General features: G+C 61.8%; 21 protein-coding genes. 16 read left to right on the top strand and 5 right to left on the bottom strand.

The window, feature by feature from the left end; translation table 11 throughout:
• Positions 1-26: 26 nt before the first annotated feature.
• The gene (locus tag ACF8O7_RS27985; RefSeq protein WP_392445112.1) at positions 27-917 is read left to right on the top strand and encodes a hypothetical protein; all 891 of its coding nucleotides are present in this window, start codon (positions 27-29) and stop codon (positions 915-917) included.
• Positions 918-1,121: 204 nt separating this feature from the next.
• Positions 1,122-3,161 (top strand): AIPR family protein, encoded by a 2,040-nt coding sequence (locus ACF8O7_RS27980; protein ID WP_392445109.1) that lies wholly within the window; start codon positions 1,122-1,124, stop codon positions 3,159-3,161.
• A 206-nt stretch (positions 3,162-3,367) separates the two neighbouring features.
• On the opposite strand, the gene aceA is transcribed toward ACF8O7_RS27980, so the two are convergent.
• A complete protein-coding gene (gene aceA / locus ACF8O7_RS27975; protein ID WP_392445106.1) occupies positions 3,368-4,699 on the bottom strand; it encodes an isocitrate lyase in 1,332 nt (443 codons plus the stop codon).
• A gap of 362 nt (positions 4,700-5,061) precedes the next feature.
• Here aceA and ACF8O7_RS27970 point away from each other — a divergent pair, with 362 nt between their 5' ends.
• The 8 genes from ACF8O7_RS27970 to ACF8O7_RS27935 all read left to right on the top strand — a co-directional run bounded on the left by ACF8O7_RS27970 (position 5,062) and on the right by ACF8O7_RS27935 (position 10,533).
• On the top strand, positions 5,062-6,012 hold the full coding sequence (locus ACF8O7_RS27970; RefSeq protein ID WP_047218085.1) for a DMT family transporter: 951 nt from the start codon (positions 5,062-5,064) through the stop codon (positions 6,010-6,012).
• A 216-nt stretch (positions 6,013-6,228) separates the two neighbouring features.
• Positions 6,229-6,528 (top strand): SWIB/MDM2 domain-containing protein, encoded by a 300-nt coding sequence (locus ACF8O7_RS27965; protein WP_012206418.1) that lies wholly within the window; start codon positions 6,229-6,231, stop codon positions 6,526-6,528.
• Between the two features lie 102 nt (positions 6,529-6,630).
• Entirely contained in the window at positions 6,631-7,758 is a 1,128-nt protein-coding gene (locus ACF8O7_RS27960) for an alpha-hydroxy acid oxidase (RefSeq protein ID WP_392445104.1), read from the top strand.
• Between the two features lie 106 nt (positions 7,759-7,864).
• Positions 7,865-8,137 (top strand): bacterioferritin-associated ferredoxin, encoded by a 273-nt coding sequence (locus ACF8O7_RS27955; RefSeq protein WP_016448321.1) that lies wholly within the window; start codon positions 7,865-7,867, stop codon positions 8,135-8,137.
• Positions 8,138-8,238: 101 nt separating this feature from the next.
• A complete protein-coding gene (locus ACF8O7_RS27950) occupies positions 8,239-8,943 on the top strand; it encodes an energy transducer TonB (protein ID WP_016448322.1) in 705 nt (234 codons plus the stop codon).
• Positions 8,944-8,958: 15 nt separating this feature from the next.
• Entirely contained in the window at positions 8,959-9,681 is a 723-nt protein-coding gene (locus tag ACF8O7_RS27945; protein WP_016448323.1) for a MotA/TolQ/ExbB proton channel family protein, read from the top strand.
• Positions 9,682-9,684: 3 nt separating this feature from the next.
• Complete coding sequence (locus tag ACF8O7_RS27940) at positions 9,685-10,098, top strand: biopolymer transporter ExbD (RefSeq protein ID WP_016448324.1); 414 nt, start codon at positions 9,685-9,687, stop codon at positions 10,096-10,098.
• 213 nt (positions 10,099-10,311) lie between these two features.
• Positions 10,312-10,533, top strand: coding sequence for a hemin uptake protein HemP (locus ACF8O7_RS27935; protein ID WP_016448325.1), 222 nt, complete (start codon positions 10,312-10,314; stop codon positions 10,531-10,533).
• Positions 10,534-10,556: 23 nt separating this feature from the next.
• On the opposite strand, the gene ACF8O7_RS27930 is transcribed toward ACF8O7_RS27935, so the two are convergent.
• Entirely contained in the window at positions 10,557-10,778 is a 222-nt protein-coding gene (locus tag ACF8O7_RS27930; protein ID WP_126312043.1) for a hypothetical protein, read from the bottom strand.
• Positions 10,779-10,798: 20 nt separating this feature from the next.
• Positions 10,799-11,206 carry a heme-binding protein gene (locus tag ACF8O7_RS27925; RefSeq protein ID WP_017405970.1) on the bottom strand — a complete coding sequence of 136 codons (408 nt, stop codon included), beginning with the start codon at positions 11,204-11,206 and terminating at the stop codon, positions 10,799-10,801.
• A gap of 190 nt (positions 11,207-11,396) precedes the next feature.
• Between ACF8O7_RS27925 and ACF8O7_RS27920 the strand changes: the two genes are divergently transcribed.
• Complete coding sequence (locus ACF8O7_RS27920; RefSeq protein ID WP_012206426.1) at positions 11,397-12,089, top strand: Bax inhibitor-1/YccA family protein; 693 nt, start codon at positions 11,397-11,399, stop codon at positions 12,087-12,089.
• Positions 12,090-12,157: 68 nt separating this feature from the next.
• On the top strand, positions 12,158-12,586 hold the full coding sequence (locus ACF8O7_RS27915; protein WP_016448327.1) for a hypothetical protein: 429 nt from the start codon (positions 12,158-12,160) through the stop codon (positions 12,584-12,586).
• 88 nt (positions 12,587-12,674) lie between these two features.
• On the opposite strand, the gene rlmD is transcribed toward ACF8O7_RS27915, so the two are convergent.
• Both rlmD and ACF8O7_RS27905 read right to left on the bottom strand, forming a co-directional pair.
• Positions 12,675-14,147 (bottom strand): 23S rRNA (uracil(1939)-C(5))-methyltransferase RlmD, encoded by a 1,473-nt coding sequence (rlmD, locus tag ACF8O7_RS27910; RefSeq protein WP_392445101.1) that lies wholly within the window; start codon positions 14,145-14,147, stop codon positions 12,675-12,677.
• Between the two features lie 76 nt (positions 14,148-14,223).
• A complete protein-coding gene (locus ACF8O7_RS27905; RefSeq protein ID WP_017405967.1) occupies positions 14,224-14,541 on the bottom strand; it encodes a hypothetical protein in 318 nt (105 codons plus the stop codon).
• A gap of 187 nt (positions 14,542-14,728) precedes the next feature.
• Between ACF8O7_RS27905 and ACF8O7_RS27900 the strand changes: the two genes are divergently transcribed.
• From ACF8O7_RS27900 to ACF8O7_RS27885, 4 genes are read left to right on the top strand one after another with little or no spacing between them, the layout of a single operon-like run.
• Positions 14,729-15,289, top strand: a complete 561-nt coding sequence (locus ACF8O7_RS27900; RefSeq protein ID WP_392445098.1) for a GbsR/MarR family transcriptional regulator — start codon at positions 14,729-14,731, stop codon at positions 15,287-15,289.
• Between the two features lie 32 nt (positions 15,290-15,321).
• On the top strand, positions 15,322-16,191 hold the full coding sequence (locus ACF8O7_RS27895) for an NAD-dependent epimerase/dehydratase family protein (protein ID WP_016448330.1): 870 nt from the start codon (positions 15,322-15,324) through the stop codon (positions 16,189-16,191).
• Entirely contained in the window at positions 16,184-16,588 is a 405-nt protein-coding gene (locus ACF8O7_RS27890) for a DoxX-like family protein (protein ID WP_209802827.1), read from the top strand. Before ACF8O7_RS27895 ends, ACF8O7_RS27890 begins: the two co-directional genes overlap by 8 nt.
• On the top strand, positions 16,585-17,064 hold the full coding sequence (locus tag ACF8O7_RS27885; protein WP_034395341.1) for a DUF2269 domain-containing protein: 480 nt from the start codon (positions 16,585-16,587) through the stop codon (positions 17,062-17,064). Before ACF8O7_RS27890 ends, ACF8O7_RS27885 begins: the two co-directional genes overlap by 4 nt.

The following is a 17,064-nucleotide window of genomic DNA, read 5'->3' as shown; positions in this document are numbered from 1 at the left end:
GGCGTTAGGCATATCAGGGAAAGCCAATGAAATTTGAGTTCGGAGACTTATACAAGTTTGTCGTTTCCCTTGGAGTAGTCCTCATCTCACTTGCCGTTCTCGCTCCTTGGCTCTTCCTCAAAGAACCGTTTGATCTATTCAGGTCTGAAGCAGAACTAAAGACGGTTACGCAAGTGGCTCGGGACGCGATTCAGAATCGGCAGGAAGCCGTCGCTTTCGTTTTGCGCTTTATCCCTTGGTTCTCCGCAGTGGCCTTCGCCTGCGGGGTGGCCTTCATCTACATAGGGTTGAAGCGATGGCTTGCCAATCAGGTTCTGCTAGACGAGCAAACGCGGATTGAAGTAGAGCTTAAAAAGACCGCCCTCCGTGATGCGACTAAAGACGAGATCGAGGCATCAAACGAACGGAAGGCAGACGAGCAAGAGGCCGTACCGCGCGCCACACCGAAAAACAGGAAAATCAATGGGGCGATCTATGCCGACATAGAAGCAAAGGTCACGCGTCGACTTCAAGAGATTTATCACAAAAAGTTTGATGTCGAAGCAAACAAGATGATTGGTGGAGTAGAGCTCGACGTCTTGCTTCGAGGCAAAGCCATGCTAACGAAGGACTACATCATTGAAGTGAAGTACATCCGCCGAGGCTTTAACTACGGCTGGTTAAAGGAGTCCTTCCTAAAAAGCATCTATGCCAGAACGATCTATTCCCAGTTAACTAATCGCCTCCCCAATAGCGTGCTGCTCATCGTATTGGACCAAGAGGCGGGAGCAGTCGAGAAGTACTCCTCGCTGGTGACCAGAATCAAAGATGAGGCGCTCGGGAGGAAAGGGAAAGACGTGATCGCTCTCTTGCGCAAGGAGGAGCTAGACAGCCTATCTGTAGAGGAACTTCAAGACCGCCTCGGAGTCTATGCCTAACCCTTCCATCGAGAGTACGCTTCCCGGGGTTCGCAGAATTCTTATACCCAGACATTTAAACAGGTGCGTGCTTGAAAAACCATCCTGCAAGCAACCTCCCGGAGGAATCAATGTCCAGAATGCCCCGCACGGTCCAGTTTATCCCGCAGGTTTTGCGGGATAAATCACGTTAGCCCCCGAAATCCACTCACTAGCTCACGACGCATGGCCAAGAACGACCGACTCCTTCTCGACGGGATCATCGATGATCGCGTGTCGCTTCACCTTCCCTCGGAGAAGCGAGATGAAGCATTTGAATACCTCGCCTTCGAGCAAATTCTCAAAGACCACGACCTCTCCTCAGAAGAAATACTCCATGGCTCAATCGATGGGAGGCAGGACGGCGGAGTAGACGGCTTTTTCATACTCGTTAACGGACACTTGCTTCAGGATCCTGAAGCATTTATTTGGCCGAGATCAAACTCTGAGTTACGGGTCGTTCTCATTACCTGCAAGCATCACGATACGTTCAAGCAGGCGACACTTGATGCACTCATCGCGACACTGACGGAACTGCTGGACTTTTCTCTTGAGGATTCTTCGCTGACCGGTGCCTACTCAGAGGCCTTGCTCAGGATGAGAAGAAATCTGAAGTTTGCATATCGCAAGCTCTCACCGAGACTTGGCAGCTTCTCGATGGACGTGTACTACTCTTCGAGAGGCGACACCTCAGACATGGGTGATGAGGTCAAGGCACGTGGGCGGCAGATCGAAGCCTTGGTTGAAGAGTGCTTCGGATCGTGCCGAGCGAAGTTCACGTTTGTCGGTGCAACTGAACTAGTTGAGCTGCATCGCAAGATTCCAAACTACACACTCGAGCTCCCGTTTGTAGAGGCACTTGCCAAGGGTGAGCGTTACGTCGTTCTTGCCCGAATCTCAGACTACTTCCACTTCATTTCTGACCAGGGAAAGCTCCGCCGATACCTCTTCGACTCAAATGTTAGGGCCTTCATGGGCCTCAACAGAGTCAACGAAGACATCAAGGCGACACTCGAAGGCCCTGACTCTCCAGACTTCTGGTGGCTTAATAACGGCGTCACTATTCTCGCCACATCTGCTGCCATCACTGGAAAGTCTATTCAAGCCAGCGACATCCAGATCGTCAACGGTCTCCAAACGACGGAGTCCATTTTTAGGCACTTTGTCTACACCGATTCACCATCGGACGATCGTTGCGTGCTGGTCAAGGTGATCGTAACCAAGCAGGAAGCCGTTCGTGACGCGATCATTCGGGCAACGAACAACCAGACAGACGTTGAGCTGGCGTCGCTACATGCGACTGACAAGATTCAACGCGACATCGAAGATGTGATGCTGCGGCACGGGCTGTTCTACGAGAGGCGCAAGAACTACTATGCCAATCAGGGCCATGCTCCAGCTGAGTTGGTGTCGCCCCTCTATGCGGCAGCCGGATTTGTTGCGCTGATACTAAAGGCTCCGAGCGCAGCTGCCTCGCTTCGCTCCAAGTTCATGCGAAATCCGTCTTCTTATGAGTCCGTTTTTGACCCAGGTACGCCACTCGATGCATGGCCAATGCTTGTGCGCATCCTCAAGAGGGTGGACGCTGAACTGGAGACATTACGACCGCAGGCGAAGGTCACAGACAAATTTCTGAAGGGATGGCGCTACATCACCGCGTTTCTCTTGCTTGCACAGCACTTCGGGCGATTCACATACACATCAAGGGACGTTGCAAACTTCGACCTCGCGATAATCACACATGCTGAGGTGGAGCGTATATGGCGAGAACTGAACCAAATTTTATCGACAAACACCAAAATGGGAGGCTGGACCTCTTTTCGGAACACTCTAGCTGCATGTGAGCATTGGGCCCAGAAGTACGGAATCAACGACGTCAAGTCATTGTCAGTTTGGCCTTCAGTGATTGCGTCGTCAGCGAAGCACACAGGTCCGATGAAGCTAATCACTGATGAATTCGTCGCCAGCGTTAAGGCGTTACTTCCTGCTCAGCCTTGGAAGCCTGGGCTGCATCGACGGGTTGCAAGTCAGTTGAAGTGCGGCACATCTGAGTACTTTGCAGCTGTCGAAAGGCTCATTGAGGAAGGCGCCTATCTCCGCCAGCGTGATGGTGTCCTTTACGACACAGATGGCAATGTTGTCTCGTACGATCCGGAGCGAGTCGACCCAGATACTCTCGAGCTACGAGATTTCAACGGCCAAGGTCTAACCCCGCGCTCAAGCTGACCCGCTACGGCAGGCTTTGCTCGAACGCTCAGTGTCTGCTTTTCCTAAGCGCCACCGACTGCTCTTGGCCGAACACCGCCAGTCGTGCGCATCAGCCTGACAATGGTTATTGCACTCCCCAGCCAAAGAAAAAGCGCCCGAAGCACAAGGCCCCGGGCGCTTTCTCACCCCTATCTACCTGAAGTTGCACTCACCGAAGCCGCGCTTCAGTGGAATTGCTCCTCTTCCGTGGAGCCGGTCAGTGCCTTGACGCTGGACGAGCCACCCTGGATCACCGTGGTCACGTCGTCGAAGTAGCCTGCACCCACTTCCTGCTGGTGCGACACGAAGGTGTAGCCTTGTTCGCGGGCTGCGAATTCGGGCTCCTGCACCATGTTCACGTAGTGCTTCATGCCTTCGCCGTTGGCGTAGGCGTAGGCAAACTTGAAGGTGTTGAACCAGTTGATGTGGATGCCGGCCAGCGTGATGAACTGGAACTTGTAGCCCAACGCAGACAGCTCTTCCTGGAAGGAGGCAATCTGGCTGTCGTTGAGGTTCTTCTTCCAGTTGAACGACGGCGAGCAGTTGTAGCTCAGCAGCTTGCCTGGGCAGGCACCATGCACGGCCTGGGCGAACTCGCGGGCAAAGCCGATGTCAGGCACGCCGGTTTCGCACCACACCAGGTCTGCATAGGGTGCGTAGGCCACGCCGCGGCTGATGGATTGCTCCATGCCGTTCCTGACCCGGTAGAAGCCTTCCTGCGTGCGCTCGCCGGTCAGGAACGGCTTGTCGTTGGCGTCATGGTCGGAGGTGATCAGGTTGGCGGCTTCAGCATCGGTACGGGCCAGCACGATGGTGGGCACGCCCATCACGTCAGCGGCAAAGCGCGCGGAGATCAGCTTCTCGACGGCTTCCTGGGTAGGCACCAGCACCTTGCCACCCATGTGGCCGCACTTCTTCACGGCGGCCAACTGGTCCTCGAAGTGCACGCCTGCCGCGCCAGCGGCAATCATGTTCTTCATCAGCTCGAACGCGTTGAGCACGCCGCCGAAGCCGGCTTCGGCATCCGCCACGATGGGCAGGAAGTAGTCGATGAATTCCTTGTCGCCGGGGTTGATGCCACGGCTCCACTGGATTTCGTCGGCGCGCTTGAAGGTGTTGTTGATGCGGCGCACCATGGTGGGCACCGAGTCATAGGCGTACAGCGACTGGTCGGGGTACATGGTTTCGCTGGTGTTGCCGTCGGCAGCCACCTGCCAGCCCGACAGGTACACCGCTTCCAGGCCGGCCTTGGCCTGCTGCATGGCCTGGCCCGCAGAGATGGCGCCAAAGGCATTCACGTAGCCTTTCTTGGCACCGCCGTTGATCCTGTCCCAGAGCAGTTCCGCGCCGCGCTGGGCCAGCGTGTATTCAGGCTGCAGGCTGCCGCGAAGACGCACCACGTCAGCGGCGCTGTAGCCACGCTTGACACCCTTCCAACGGGGGTTCTGCGCCCAGTCTTTCTCAAGGGCGGAAATCTGTTGTTCGCGGCTCAGTTGCTGGGTCAGGGATTGGGGCATGTTGCTCTCCTGGGAGGTTGTTGAAACAAGCGGCTTTCTTGCGTCGGCCTTGGGATCAAATTTAAGTCTTATAGAAGACCCAATCAACATCTTGTGTCTTATACAAGACTAAATTTTTCTTCATAAAAATCAACAGCTTATTTTCATATTTTTCAATGTGAAATTGCATTTCTCGTATTGAGAAAAAATGGCGCAACGCAGCAATTCAATTTTTCATAATGCAAAAAGAAGATTCCATGCAGTGAAAAATTGCCACAGCATGGCAAGCATTCGCGACACAGGTATGTCACGGGTGCCTGCCGTGCCCGCAGGTACCATCGCGCGTTCAGGCAGCGCCACCGCCGCCCCAAACTCCACAAGCCGTGAACACCTCCCATCGCAGATCTGCCTATGCCTGCCTGGCGCTGAGCATGTCCCTGGTCGGCAGCTATGTCGCCCTATCCAAACCCTTGGCCGCCATTTTTCCGGTGCTGTTGCTGGCCTGGCTGCGCTTTGGCATAGGAGCCATCGCCATGCTGCGATGGCTGCGCAAGCCGGCTGACGAGGCTCCCTTGCCGCGCCGCACACAAGGACTGCTGTTCCTGGAGTCGCTGTTCGGCAACTTCCTCTTCACCATCTGCATGGTTACCGGCGTCAGCCTGACCAGCGCCGTCACGGCAGGCGTGACCATGGCCGCCATTCCGGCCGCCGTGGCCTTGATGAGCTGGCTTTTCCTGCGCGAGCGCGTGGCCGCGCGTACCTGGCTGGCCATTGCACTGGCTGTGACCGGCATAGGCTTGTATGCACTGTCGCGCCCCGACGCGGGCACCGCGGCAGTCTCTTCGACCTCGTCGCAGGCATGGCTGGGGCAGATGCTGCTCGTCGGCGCCGTGCTTTGCGAGGCGTTTTACGCCGTGATCGGCAAGCGCCTGACCACATCCCTGGGGCCCAAACGCATCACATCCATCGTCAACCTCTGGGGATTTGCGCTGTCAACTCCCTTCGGGCTGTATCTGGCCTGGCACTTCGACTTCGGCAGCGTGCAATGGAGCATCTGGGGACTGCTGCTGTTCTACGCCCTGGCTGCCTGCGTGTGGACCGTATGGCTGTGGATGACGGGCCTGCGCAGCGTGCCAGCCTCGCAGGCGGGCACTTTCACGGTTTTGCTGCCGATCAGCGCCGCCTTGGTCGGCATGTGCGTGCTGGGCGAACGGGTCACATCCATGCAGGCGCTGGCCTTCGCGATCGCCCTGCTGGGCATTTTTGTGGCTACCTGGCCCGCCCGAAAACTCTCTTCGGAACCTTCTTCCACAAGCGAGGCCCGCCTCCTCTGAGAGCGCTGACTCCGACGGCCCTCCAGCCATGGCGGCCCCCGAAAGGGAGCAGGAATGCAAAAACTCTTCAAAAAACAGCGCCACAGCAACAAATCGAGGCAAAAATTTGACGGGTGAGCTTGGAAGACCGTTTTTTTCCCATTAGCATCAGCCTGCCAGTGGATAGCGACGGTTTTTCGCTGGTAAAGAATCCACTCCATACTAGGAACAAGCAACATGGCAACTGCAAAGAAGGCAACGGCTGCTCCGGCAGCTCCCGCAAAGAAGCGCACTCCCAACGCCGCCTTCATGAAACCCCTCACCCCCAGCCCCGCTCTGGCTGCCGTGGTGGGTTCCACCCCCCTGCCCCGCACCGAGATCATCAGCAAGCTGTGGGTCTACATCAAGGCCAACAAGCTGCAAGACGCTGCCAACAAGCGCATGATCAACGCTGATGCCAAGCTCAAGGAAGTGTTCGGCAAGCCCCAAGTCTCGATGTTCGAGATGGCTGGCCTGATCGGCAAGCACGTCAAGTAATCCCCGGGCCTGCCCCACGGATGAAAGCCGGCCCATGGGCCGGCTTTTCTTTTTTCCGGATGTCTGCCACCGGCGATGCGCCATCGCCCACCCTCCAATGCCATGAGCCAAGTGCCCGCACTGCAAGCCGTTCCCGACGGCATCATCAATCTGGCCGACCACGAGATCCAGGCGCGGCAGCGGTTGGACGACAACGCCTGGGCCTACTTCTCGGGCGGCGCGGCCGATGAGCACAGCCTTGCCGCCAACCGCAGCGCCTGGGATGCGCTCACGTTGTGGCCACGCGTACTCAGGCCTCTTGCAGGGGGAAACACACGGCTGCAACTGCTGGGGCGAGAGCTGGCCTGCCCCCTGCTGGTCGCCCCCATGGCCTTCCAGCAAATGGCGCATGCCGACGCAGAGCTTGCAACAGCCTATGCGGCTGCGGCGCTGGGCGCGGGCATGGTGCTCAGCACCCAGGCCAGCCTGCCGCTGGAGACTGTGGCGAAGGCCGCACAGCTCACGCCGACCCGCGGGCCGCTATGGTTCCAACTGTACCTGCAGCACGACCGGGGCTTTACCAGGCAATTGATCGAATGGGCCGAGGCGGCAGGCTACGAAGCGCTGGTGCTGACGGTGGACGCCCCAGCCAGCGGCGTACGGGACCGTGAACGCCGCGCGCGCTTTAGCCTTCCCGCCGGCATTTCTGCCGTCAATCTGCAGGGCCTGGCTCCATCTCCGGCCGTCCGACTCACACCGGACCAGAGCGCACTGTTCGACGGCCTGCTGCAGCATGCGCCCACCTGGGATGACGTTGCCTGGCTGCAGCAGCAGACGCGCCTGCCAGTGCTGCTCAAGGGGGTGCTGCATCCGGCTGACGCGCTGCAGGCGGCGAGATCGGGCGTGGCAGGCATCATTGTTTCCAACCACGGGGGACGCACGCTGGATACCGTTCCCGCAACGGCCACCGCACTGCCGCGCGTCACCAAGGCCTTGCGCAACTCGGGCCATGCGCTCCCTGTGCTCGCCGACGGCGGCATACGGCGAGGCACCGATGTGCTCAAGGCCATCGCTCTCGGTGCAACGGCTGTGCTGATAGGCCGCCCGATAATCTGGGGTCTGGCCAATGCAGGTGCCGCTGGCGTGGCCCACGTACTGAGGCTGCTGCGCGACGAACTGGAGGTCGCCATGGCCCTGACAGGCTGTGCAACCCTCGCGCAGGCCACTGTGGAACTGCTGGATACCGAGTAAAGCGCAAGGCCATACAGCCCTACAGACAACCAAGAATTGCAAATGCGATGAATTCTCATTTATAATTTTTCATCTCATCAATAGCCAGCCATTACTGCCTGTAGCCATGATCGTCTGTGTATGTCGCCGGGTTTCCGACCGTGAGATCGCACGCCACGCTCACGCTGGCATGAGCTTTGACGAAATCCAATTCGAATTGGGTATCGCCATGCAGTGCGGCCGGTGCGAGAGTTGTGCCCGGGATGTGGTGGCGCAATGCTGCGCAACCCAGCCCGTGGCGGCCATACACAACGAGATCGCGGCCCAGACCGTCCAGCTTGCCAACAATATCCTGGAGAGCAAAGCATGGTCCTCCTCTCAGCACTTGTCGGCAGCCTGATCCTCGTCGTTACATGCACCTGGTGGATCCTGCGCAGCTGATACCCCGTCTTCCGAGCGACAGCACCCGGCACCTATCCGCTGTCAGCTCCTTCTGTCTCTATGTCCCAGTCTGATCGTTTTGGCCCCCCCGGGGGCCTTGGCCGTAACGTGGCCATCGCGGGTTCGGTCGTGGTCTTGCATGCAGCAACCCTCTGGGCGATGCAGCATGGCCTGCTCCAGCGCGCCCCCGAAGAGGTCATCGTGCCAGCCCAGGTGATCGCGGAATTCATTTCGCCACCCGCGCCCGAGCCCGAGGCCCCCAAGCCACCTCCGCCGCCACCGCCCCCCCCCAAGCCACAGCCGGTCGTGAAGAAGGCGCCGCCTCTGCCCAAGGCCATTGCCGATCCCAAGCCGGCACCTGCGGCGCCGCGAGGCACGCTGGAAGACGAGCCCAAGCCCGTGGTGGAGGCACCGCCGGCCCCCCCGGCACCGCCCGCCCCACCTGCCCCGCCCGCGCCTCCTGCCCCTCCGGCACCGCCCAAGATCGAGCTGCCATCCAACAATGCCGCCTACCTGAACAACCCGGCACCCAACTACCCTGCCATCAGCCGGCGCATGGGCGAGCAGGGAACCGTGATGCTGCGCATCTTCGTGGATGCGCAAGGCCTGCCTCAGAAGATCGAGGTCAGCAAATCCAGCGGCTACGACCGTCTGGACCAGCAGGCCGTGGACGGCGTCAAGAACTGGAAGTTCGTCCCCGGCAAGAGCAACGGCACGCCAACCCCCATGTGGGTTACGGTGCCGGTCAAATTCACCCTCAATTGATTCTCAGGAGTATCCATGGATTCCCAATTCGGCATTGCCCACGTCTGGACGCAGGGAGACTTCGTCACCCGTGCCGTCGCCGTCATCCTGCTGGCCATGTCGGTGGCCTCTTGGCTGGTGATGATCATCAAGGCCCTGGACATCGTGAAGTTCAAGAAGTACGCCCGCAACGCCCAGGACTTCTGGCACAGCCCCGACCTGGCCAGCGGCCTGGAAAAGCTCGGCAATGACCGATCCAACCCCTTCCGCTATCTGGTGCTCGAAGGCCGCGAAGCCACTGCCCACCACCGCAAGACCAGCGCCCACCTGCACGACACGCTTGACATCAGCGACTGGGTGACCCGCTGCATGCGCAACGGCATCAGCGAGTTCACGGCCCGCCTGCAATCGGGCCTGGCCATTCTGGCCTCCGTGGGCTCGACAGCCCCCTTCATCGGCCTGTTCGGCACCGTCTGGGGCATCTACCACGCACTGGTCGCCATCGGCCTGTCGGGCCAGTCCTCCATCGACAAGGTGGCAGGCCCCATCGGCGAGGCGCTGATCATGACGGCCCTGGGTCTGGCCGTGGCCATTCCGGCTGTGCTCGGCTACAACGCCGTGGTGCGTGGCAACAAGTCCATCCTCAACGCACTCAACAGCTTTGCCCACGACATGCACGCCTACTTCGTGACCGGCGCCCGCGTGTCCATCGACGGCAAGGAAGCCGGCAATGTGCTGCCGCTGAAGAAAGGCGCGTAAGCCATGGCATTCGGAACAATGGATGATGACGGCGAAGAGGTGATGAACGAGATCAACATGACGCCGCTGGTCGACGTCATGCTGGTGCTTCTGATCATCTTCATCATCACCGTGCCGGTGATGAAGCATTCGGTGAACGTGGACCTGCCCCGCGCCACCAACCAGCCCGAAGACGTCAAGCCCGCCACCGTGCGCCTGGCCGTGTCCGCTGATGGCCAGTACCACTGGAATGGCGTGGCCGTGAGCGATACGCAGTTCGAGGAAAACCTCAAGGCCGAGGCAGCCAAGGAGCCGCAACCCGACCTGCACATCCAGGGCGACAAGGAAGTGCGCTACGAGCGTGTTGCCCAGGCCATGGCCGCCGCCCAGCGTGCTGGCGTGCGCAAGATCGGCTTTGTGACGGACCCCGTCAAGTAGGCCGCGAGAGCGGCATTCGTTGCCTGGCGCTCAGCGACAACGGCCCTTCGGGGCCGTTTTCCATTGCGGCCCGCTCTTGGAACAAGCTCGCGAGGTGATCAGGCGTTCGGTCGTTCGGGGGGCAGAAACCACAATGAGAGTAAGTCTCACTTGATTTTCAATTGAGAATTGTTATCATTCACAAAACTTTCCAATTTTTGAGGAATTCCCTGCATGTCTGCCACTTCCGCCGCCACCTCGCATCTGTCCGGCAACTCCACAGCCCAGGCCTTTGCAGCGCTGCAGGCCGCAGCATCCGCAGCCCTCAGCGGGGCCGCCAGCGGACTCGACAGCACCTTGCTGCTCAATGGGCAAAAGGCTGTGACCATCGTGCACAACGGCACACCCTATCGTCTGCAGGCCACCAAGCTGGGCAAGCTCATCCTGACCAAATAACCAAGATTGCAGCCGTCGGCGGGTCATGTTCGGGTCCGCTGACCGCTTCTTTGTTTCATCGTGGGGCGACCTTGGGGCTTCCAGTCCCAAAGGTCGATTAGCCAGCCAACAGAATCTTCGGATTTTGCGTAGCCAAGCATTTTTTCCCTGCGCTGCAATGTGGATCGCTTCAAAGAAAAAGCCCCTGTACTGAGGTACAGGGGCTTTTTCTTTGCCTCATGAATCGGCCCAAAAGGCAGATTCATGCAGGGTGCATCAGGGGCTTTTACAGACCCAGAGCCGCAATGCCGGCGCTGGCCACCTGGGCATCCTCATTGGCCTTGACGCCGCTGACGCCCACGGCACCCAGGCACTGGCCGTCCTTCATGATGGCCACGCCGCCTTCGAGCAGGCCGTCCACCGTGGGGGCGCTCAGGAAGGCCGTACGGCCGTTGTTGATCATGTCTTCATAGCCCTTGGTGTCGCGGCGGCCCAGGGCAGCCGAACGGGCCTTCGACGGAGCGATATGGGCCGAGACTGCGGCGGCGCCATCGAGGCGCTGCAGCCACAGCAGGTGACCGCCGTCATCGACGATGGCAATGGTCACGGCCCACTTGTTCTTCAGCGCCTCGGCCTCTGCGGCGGCGGCAATGGCCTTCACGTCGGCCAGTTCGAGTTCATGCTTGGTCTTCATAAGATTGCAGTTATCCATTCCATCACAAATGTCCTATAAGCATAGCAATCGTATGAGGACTGACAATGCATGCGCAGAACAAAACATTCGAAACCAAACCATGGCAGAGGCTCGGGGTATTGCAAGCGGCGCGCGAGCCGCCACCTAGAATGGGCAAGTCGCAACAACACTCCTTCGGAGGACTGGCCACATGAATGATCAAGTCACCACACTGGGCTCTGCGGGCTACGGTGTCTCGCAGCAAGAGCGCAATCGCGTATTGCGCAACACCTACTGGCTGCTGGCCCTGAGTCTTCTCCCCACCGTGCTGGGCGCTTGGCTGGGCGTGGCCACGGGCATCACGCGCTCGCTGAGCGGCGGTCTGGGGCTCATCGTCTTCCTGGGCGGCGCCTTCGGCTTCATGTTCGCCATCGAGAAGACAAAGCACTCGGCAGCCGGCATTCCCGTGCTGCTGGGCTTTACCTTCTTCATGGGCCTGATGCTGTCGCGCATGATCGGCATGATCCTGGGCTTCAAGAACGGCTCCGAGCTGATCATGACCGCCTTTGCAGGCACGGCCGGCGTGTTCCTGGTCATGGCCTCGCTGGCCACGGTGATCAAGCGCGACCTGTCGGGCATGGGCAAGTTCCTGTTCGTGGGCGTGCTGGTGCTGTTCGTGGGCTCCATCATCAACGTCTTCATCGGCTCCACGGCCGGCATGATGGCGATCTCGGTGGCGGCCATCGGCATCTTCAGCGCCTACATGCTCTATGACCTCAAGCAGATCATGGACGGCGGCGAGACCAACTACATCAGCGCCACGCTGGCCCTGTACCTGGACCTGTTCAACGTGTTCCAGAGCCTGCTGGCCCTGCTGGGCATCATGGGTGGCGAACGCGACTGATGCCGCACGCGCCAAGGCTGCGCCTTGCGTGCTGCAACACCAAAGGCCTCCTTCGGGAGGCCTTTTGCATGTCCGGGATCATCATTCGTGCAAGGCGGGCTCAACTTTTTCCGGGTCGTGCCGATAATCTCGTCAAGATGACCATGCCTAATCTTCCCCGCACCTTCGCCATCCTGCTGCTGCCCACGCTGCTTGCCGGCTGCAAGCTGGATGATATTCCGGGCCTGGGGCCGGACCCCCGCGCCGTCGCCAAGGAGGCCGAGGCCAAGGCCATTGGCGGGGCCTGCCGCCATGCCCTGCGCGGGCTGGAGGACTGCTACACGCTCAACCCCAAATCGCCCAAGGCCCTGGTGTTCGCAGGCTGGAAGGATATGGACGAATACATGCGCGCCAACAAGATCGAGGGCACGCCTTCGGTCCTGGGCCAGAGTGACCGCCGCCGCAGCGACAAGGAAGATGTGCCTGCCGAGCCTTCGGCAGGACGCAATCGCAGCTGATCCGGCAGGCATCCGGATCCGGCCGCAAAAAAGCCGTGGCGCCCTCAAGCGGCCACGGCTTTTTCATGCAGGGCCTGCGGGGCCGCCGTCAGTCCACGCGACGCTCGAACACCGCCATGCTCTCCACATGGGCCGTGTGCGGGAACATGTTGACCACGCCGGCCGAAACACAGCGATAGCCGGCCAGGTGCACCAGCAGACCGGCATCGCGCGCCAGCGTGGCGGGATTGCAGCTGACATAGACGATGCGCTCTGGAAAGCGCCAGGCCTCATGCCCTGCCGGCAGGGGCTCGGCGCCTTCGGCGCCGATGCGCGCCTGGTGGATGTCGGCCAGGGCCTTGGACAGCGCAAACGCTCCTTCGCGCGGCGGATCGACCAGCCACTTGCCGGCGACGCCGTCGGCGAACAGCATCTCGGGCGTCATCTCGAACAGGTTGCGCGCCACAAAGCGCGTGGGCGCGAGCTTGTCGCCCTCCGCCCGCTGCGCGTTGTTGGCCGCGTAGTTTTCATGGGAGCGCTTGACCAGGGTGTCGCTGCCCTCGATGCCCAGCACCTCGCGCGCCTGCGTGGCCAGGGGCAGGGTGAAGTTGCCCAGACCGCAGAACCAGTCGATCACGCGCTCATCCTTCTTGACATCCAGCAAGCGCAGCGCGCGCGTGACCAGCACGCGGTTGATGTGCGGATTGACCTGGGTGAAGTCCGTGGGCTTGAACGGCATGGTGATGCCGAAATCAGGCAGGCCGTAATCGAGCTGGGCGCCTCCCTGCTCCATAAGGTGCACGGTGTCCGGGCCCTTGGGTTGAAGCCACCACTGCACGTTGTGCTCGGCCGCGAAAGCGCGGAGCCGGGCCTGATCGTCCTCGGACAGCGGCTCCAGGTGGCGCAGCACCAGGGCCGTGACGGAGTCGCCGCAGGCGACCTCGATCTGCGGGCAGGTTTCGCGCGCATCCATGGAGGCGATCAGCGCGCGCATGGGCAGCAGCATGGCATCCACATGGGGTGGCAGGACCTTGCAGGTCTCCATGTCGGCGATGTAGCGGCTCTTGCGCTCGTGAAAGCCCACCAGCACCTTGCCCTTCTTGGCCACGTAGCGCACCGACAGGCGCGAGCGGAAGCGGTAGCCCCAGGACGGACCCTCGATGGGGCGCAGCAGCGTCTCGGGCCTGACCTTGGCCAGATGCCAGAGGTTGTCCTCCAGCACGCGCTGCTTGATGGCCACCTGGGCAGCGACGTGCAGATGCTGCATCTTGCAGCCGCCGCAGGCGCCGGCATGCAAGCCGAAGTTGGGGCAGCCGGGGCGCACGCGCTGGGAGGATTCGCGGTGGATGGCCGTCAGGCTGGCGGCTTCCCAGTTGTTTTTCTTGCGATGGGTATTGGCGCTGACCAGCTCGGTCGGCAGTGCGCCGTCGATGAATACCACCTTGCCATCGCTCTTGCGGGCCACGCCCTGGGCGTCCATATCCATGGACAGCACCTGCAGCCAGCCTTCGGGCAGTGCAGGGGCGTCGGCGTCGGCTTCGGGCAGGTTGTCGGGGATCTTGTTGTCGCGGGGTTCACTCATGGGGCCAGATTGTCTCAGGCTCTCCGATTGCCCTGGTGGCGGCCCCCCAAAAAAGCCCCGAACTCGCTTTTGCCCCTCAGGAGCGCGGCGTGCTGCTGCGGCCCAGGTCCCGCTGGCGCTCCTGGCGTGCACGCGCCAGTTGCTCGCGTTCGGCCAGCAGGTTGACTTCAGTGAGGCAGTTGAACTCGTCCAGCGTGAACACCATGGTGGCGCCGCGCTCGATCTTGTCCACGGTCTGGTGCAGCGGCAAGGTCAGGTCCACCGGCGGGCGGTTGGAGCGGTAGATCAGTTCCTGCTCGGGCGTGTAGACGGAATAGCAGGCGGCAGACGCAGCCTGCGCCAGCGCGCAGGCGGCCAGCACGGTGATGGCACGCAGGTTTTGCACAGCAGTCATGGTGTTCCCCTCAAAACGGCGGCCCGCCTGTGTATGTACTGGGTGGCAGGCCAGGCTGCCCAGCATTATGGAGCAGCACATGCCGCGCCCCGCCAGGTGCCGCCTCCGCGCTGCAGCCGGTCTGGATTTTTCAGCTTTCACAAATTTCTCTCTTGACAGAAATTTCAGGTCTGCAGACACTGAGGCAATGCAACTGAGTCCCATCGCACACCGTTTCATCCACCATTGGGGCGACATGGGCAGCTCCTGGGGAGTGAACCGCACGGTCGCCCAGATCCACGCCCTGCTGTTTTTCCATGGCCGCCCGCTCAATGCGGAAGAGATTGCCGGCACGCTGGGCGCCGCTCGCTCCAATGTGAGCAACAGCCTCAAGGAACTGCAGGACTGGGAGCTGATCCGCATCAGCCGCAGGCCCGGCGACCGCCGCGACTACTTCGAGACCTCGTCCGATGTCTGGGAGCTGCTGCGCACCATCGTGCGGGAGCGCAAGCAGCGCGAGTTCGACCCGACCGCCGAGATGCTGCGCGAACTGATCGCCGAGCCCGGTTTCGATGCCGAATCCCCCGACACCCAGGACCGCGTGCACGAGACGCTGCGCCTCATGGAGTCGCTGGGCATCTGGACCGACGAGATGCTGCGGCTGTCGCCCTCCACGCTGGACAAGCTCCTGCGCCTGGGCGCCAGCGTGCAGCGCTTCGTGCGCTCCGAGGCCGCTGACACCCGTGTCAAGCGCGGACGCCGAGCCTGAAATTTCCGTCACAAGAGAAACTGGAGGTCACCATGCGCATTCTGGTCTGCGGCGGCAACGGCTTCATCGGCCGCCATATCGTCAACCTGCTGGCACTGGCCGGCCACGACCCCGTGGCGCGCAGCCGCCATTCACTGCCTGCGCTCGACTACGCCAAGGCCACCACGCCCGACGCCTGGCTGCCGCACCTGGCGGGCGTGGATGCCGTGGTCAATGCCGTGGGCGTGCTGCGCGACAGCGCCTCCCGGCCCATCGATGCCATGCATGCCAAGGCCCCCATCGCCCTGTTCGATGCCTGCGCGGCGGCCGGCGTGCGGCGCGTGGTGCAGATCTCTGCCCTGGGCATAGAAGGCAGTGCCACGCGCTACGCCACCACCAAGCGCGCCGCTGACGAGCATCTGCTGGCACTCACGGCAGCCGGCCATCTGCAAGGCTGCGTGGTCCGCCCCAGCGTGGTGTTCGGCGCTGGCGGCGCCAGCAGCGAGATGTTCCTGTCCATGGCGCGCCTGCCGGCGCTGCTGCTGCCGCGCCCCGTGCTGCAGGCCCGCGTGCAGCCCGTGGCCGTGCGCGACCTGGCCGAGGCCGTGGCCGGCCTGGTGACGCGCCCCGAGCCCGTGGGCATGATCGAGATCGGCGGCCCCCTGCCCTTGCCGCTGGCCGCGCTGATTGCCAGCCTGCGCGCGCAGATGGGCCGCGCCCCCGCTCGCGTGGGCACGCTGCCCGGCTGGCTCACCCGCGCCAGCGCACGCGCTGGCGACTGGGTCAGCGCCTCGCCCTGGTGCAGCGAGACACTGGCCATGCTGGCCAGCGACAACGTCACTGATCCGGCTGGCCTGCAAGGCCTGCTGGGCCGGCCCGGCGTTGCGCCCTCCCAACTGCTGTCCACCTTGCGCCATGGATGAGCGCCGCTCTCGCACCGTTCCAGCGCCGCTGCGCACCATGCACTTGAGCCTGATCGCCGTCTGGCTGGGCACGGCCCTGGTCAGCGCCATCGAGCACCGCGGCCTGAGCGTGCAGGTGCTGGCCGATGCCGGCATCCACGATGCGCGCTGGCAGACATTCCTGATCTGGAGCGGCCTGCTCGCCGACCTGGCCGTGGGCCTGGCGCTGTGGCTGCTGCCCGGCCGCAAGAGCTATCTGGCGGCCCTGCTGCTGATGGCCGCCATGACCGTACTGGCCACGGCGCTGCAGCCCACGCTGTGGCTGCATCCGCTGGGGCCGCTGCTCAAGAACCTGCCGATCGCAGCCATGCTGCTGCACCTGATGTCGGCGCCCGTCACGTCCAAGGAGTCCGCATGAATCTCTACCTGTTGCTCAAGACGCTGCATATCGCGTCCAGCGTGCTGCTGGTCGGCACCGGCCTGGGCTCGGCCTTCTACATGTTCTTCGCCAACCGCAGCGGCAGCGTCGCTGCCCAGGCCGTGGTCAGCCGCCTGGTGGTGCGTGCGGACTGGTGGTTCACCACGCCCTGCGTGGTCATACAGCCTTTGAGCGGCATTGCCCTGGCCCACATGGCGGGCTGGCCGTTGACCACGCCGTGGCTGGCACTGTCGCTGGGCCTGTACCTGCTGGCCGGCGCCTGCTGGCTGCCCGTGGTCTGGCTGCAGGTGCGCATGGCCGCCATGGCGCGCGGCGCGCACGCAGCGCAGGCCGCCCTGCCCGCGCTGTATGCCGTCTACGCCCGGCGCTGGGAGGCGCTGGGCTACCCGGCCTTCATTGCCATGGCCGTGACCTACTACCTCATGGTCAACAAGCCGATGCTCTGGGGCGGTTGA

Origin of the sequence: Delftia sp. WSY_16, from assembly GCF_043104415.1 — a bacterium.
GTDB lineage: Bacteria > Pseudomonadota > Gammaproteobacteria > Burkholderiales > Burkholderiaceae_C > Comamonas > Comamonas tsuruhatensis.
The sequence above is the reverse complement of the archived record's forward strand: the minus strand, read 5'-3'. Positions and strand labels throughout refer to the sequence as shown.

Bases quoted from the DNA above. Each gene is read 5' to 3' on its own strand.
- ACF8O7_RS27985 (WP_392445112.1), top strand. From the start codon at position 27: ATGAAATTTGAGTTCGGAGACTTATACAAGTTTGTCGTTTCCCTTGGA.
- ACF8O7_RS27980 (WP_392445109.1), top strand. From the start codon at position 1,122: ATGGCCAAGAACGACCGACTCCTTCTCGACGGGATCATCGATGATCGC.
- aceA (WP_392445106.1), bottom strand. From the start codon at position 4,699: ATGCCCCAATCCCTGACCCAGCAACTGAGCCGCGAACAACAGATTTCC.
- ACF8O7_RS27965 (WP_012206418.1), top strand. From the start codon at position 6,229: ATGGCAACTGCAAAGAAGGCAACGGCTGCTCCGGCAGCTCCCGCAAAG.
- ACF8O7_RS27960 (WP_392445104.1), top strand. From the start codon at position 6,631: ATGAGCCAAGTGCCCGCACTGCAAGCCGTTCCCGACGGCATCATCAAT.
- ACF8O7_RS27955 (WP_016448321.1), top strand. From the start codon at position 7,865: ATGATCGTCTGTGTATGTCGCCGGGTTTCCGACCGTGAGATCGCACGC.
- ACF8O7_RS27950 (WP_016448322.1), top strand. From the start codon at position 8,239: ATGTCCCAGTCTGATCGTTTTGGCCCCCCCGGGGGCCTTGGCCGTAAC.
- ACF8O7_RS27945 (WP_016448323.1), top strand. From the start codon at position 8,959: ATGGATTCCCAATTCGGCATTGCCCACGTCTGGACGCAGGGAGACTTC.
- ACF8O7_RS27940 (WP_016448324.1), top strand. From the start codon at position 9,685: ATGGCATTCGGAACAATGGATGATGACGGCGAAGAGGTGATGAACGAG.
- ACF8O7_RS27935 (WP_016448325.1), top strand. From the start codon at position 10,312: ATGTCTGCCACTTCCGCCGCCACCTCGCATCTGTCCGGCAACTCCACA.
- ACF8O7_RS27930 (WP_126312043.1), bottom strand. From the start codon at position 10,778: ATGAATCTGCCTTTTGGGCCGATTCATGAGGCAAAGAAAAAGCCCCTG.
- ACF8O7_RS27925 (WP_017405970.1), bottom strand. From the start codon at position 11,206: ATGAAGACCAAGCATGAACTCGAACTGGCCGACGTGAAGGCCATTGCC.
- ACF8O7_RS27920 (WP_012206426.1), top strand. From the start codon at position 11,397: ATGAATGATCAAGTCACCACACTGGGCTCTGCGGGCTACGGTGTCTCG.
- ACF8O7_RS27915 (WP_016448327.1), top strand. From the start codon at position 12,158: ATGTCCGGGATCATCATTCGTGCAAGGCGGGCTCAACTTTTTCCGGGT.
- rlmD (WP_392445101.1), bottom strand. From the start codon at position 14,147: ATGAGTGAACCCCGCGACAACAAGATCCCCGACAACCTGCCCGAAGCC.
- ACF8O7_RS27905 (WP_017405967.1), bottom strand. From the start codon at position 14,541: ATGACTGCTGTGCAAAACCTGCGTGCCATCACCGTGCTGGCCGCCTGC.
- ACF8O7_RS27900 (WP_392445098.1), top strand. From the start codon at position 14,729: ATGCAACTGAGTCCCATCGCACACCGTTTCATCCACCATTGGGGCGAC.
- ACF8O7_RS27895 (WP_016448330.1), top strand. From the start codon at position 15,322: ATGCGCATTCTGGTCTGCGGCGGCAACGGCTTCATCGGCCGCCATATC.
- ACF8O7_RS27890 (WP_209802827.1), top strand. From the start codon at position 16,184: ATGGATGAGCGCCGCTCTCGCACCGTTCCAGCGCCGCTGCGCACCATG.
- ACF8O7_RS27885 (WP_034395341.1), top strand. From the start codon at position 16,585: ATGAATCTCTACCTGTTGCTCAAGACGCTGCATATCGCGTCCAGCGTG.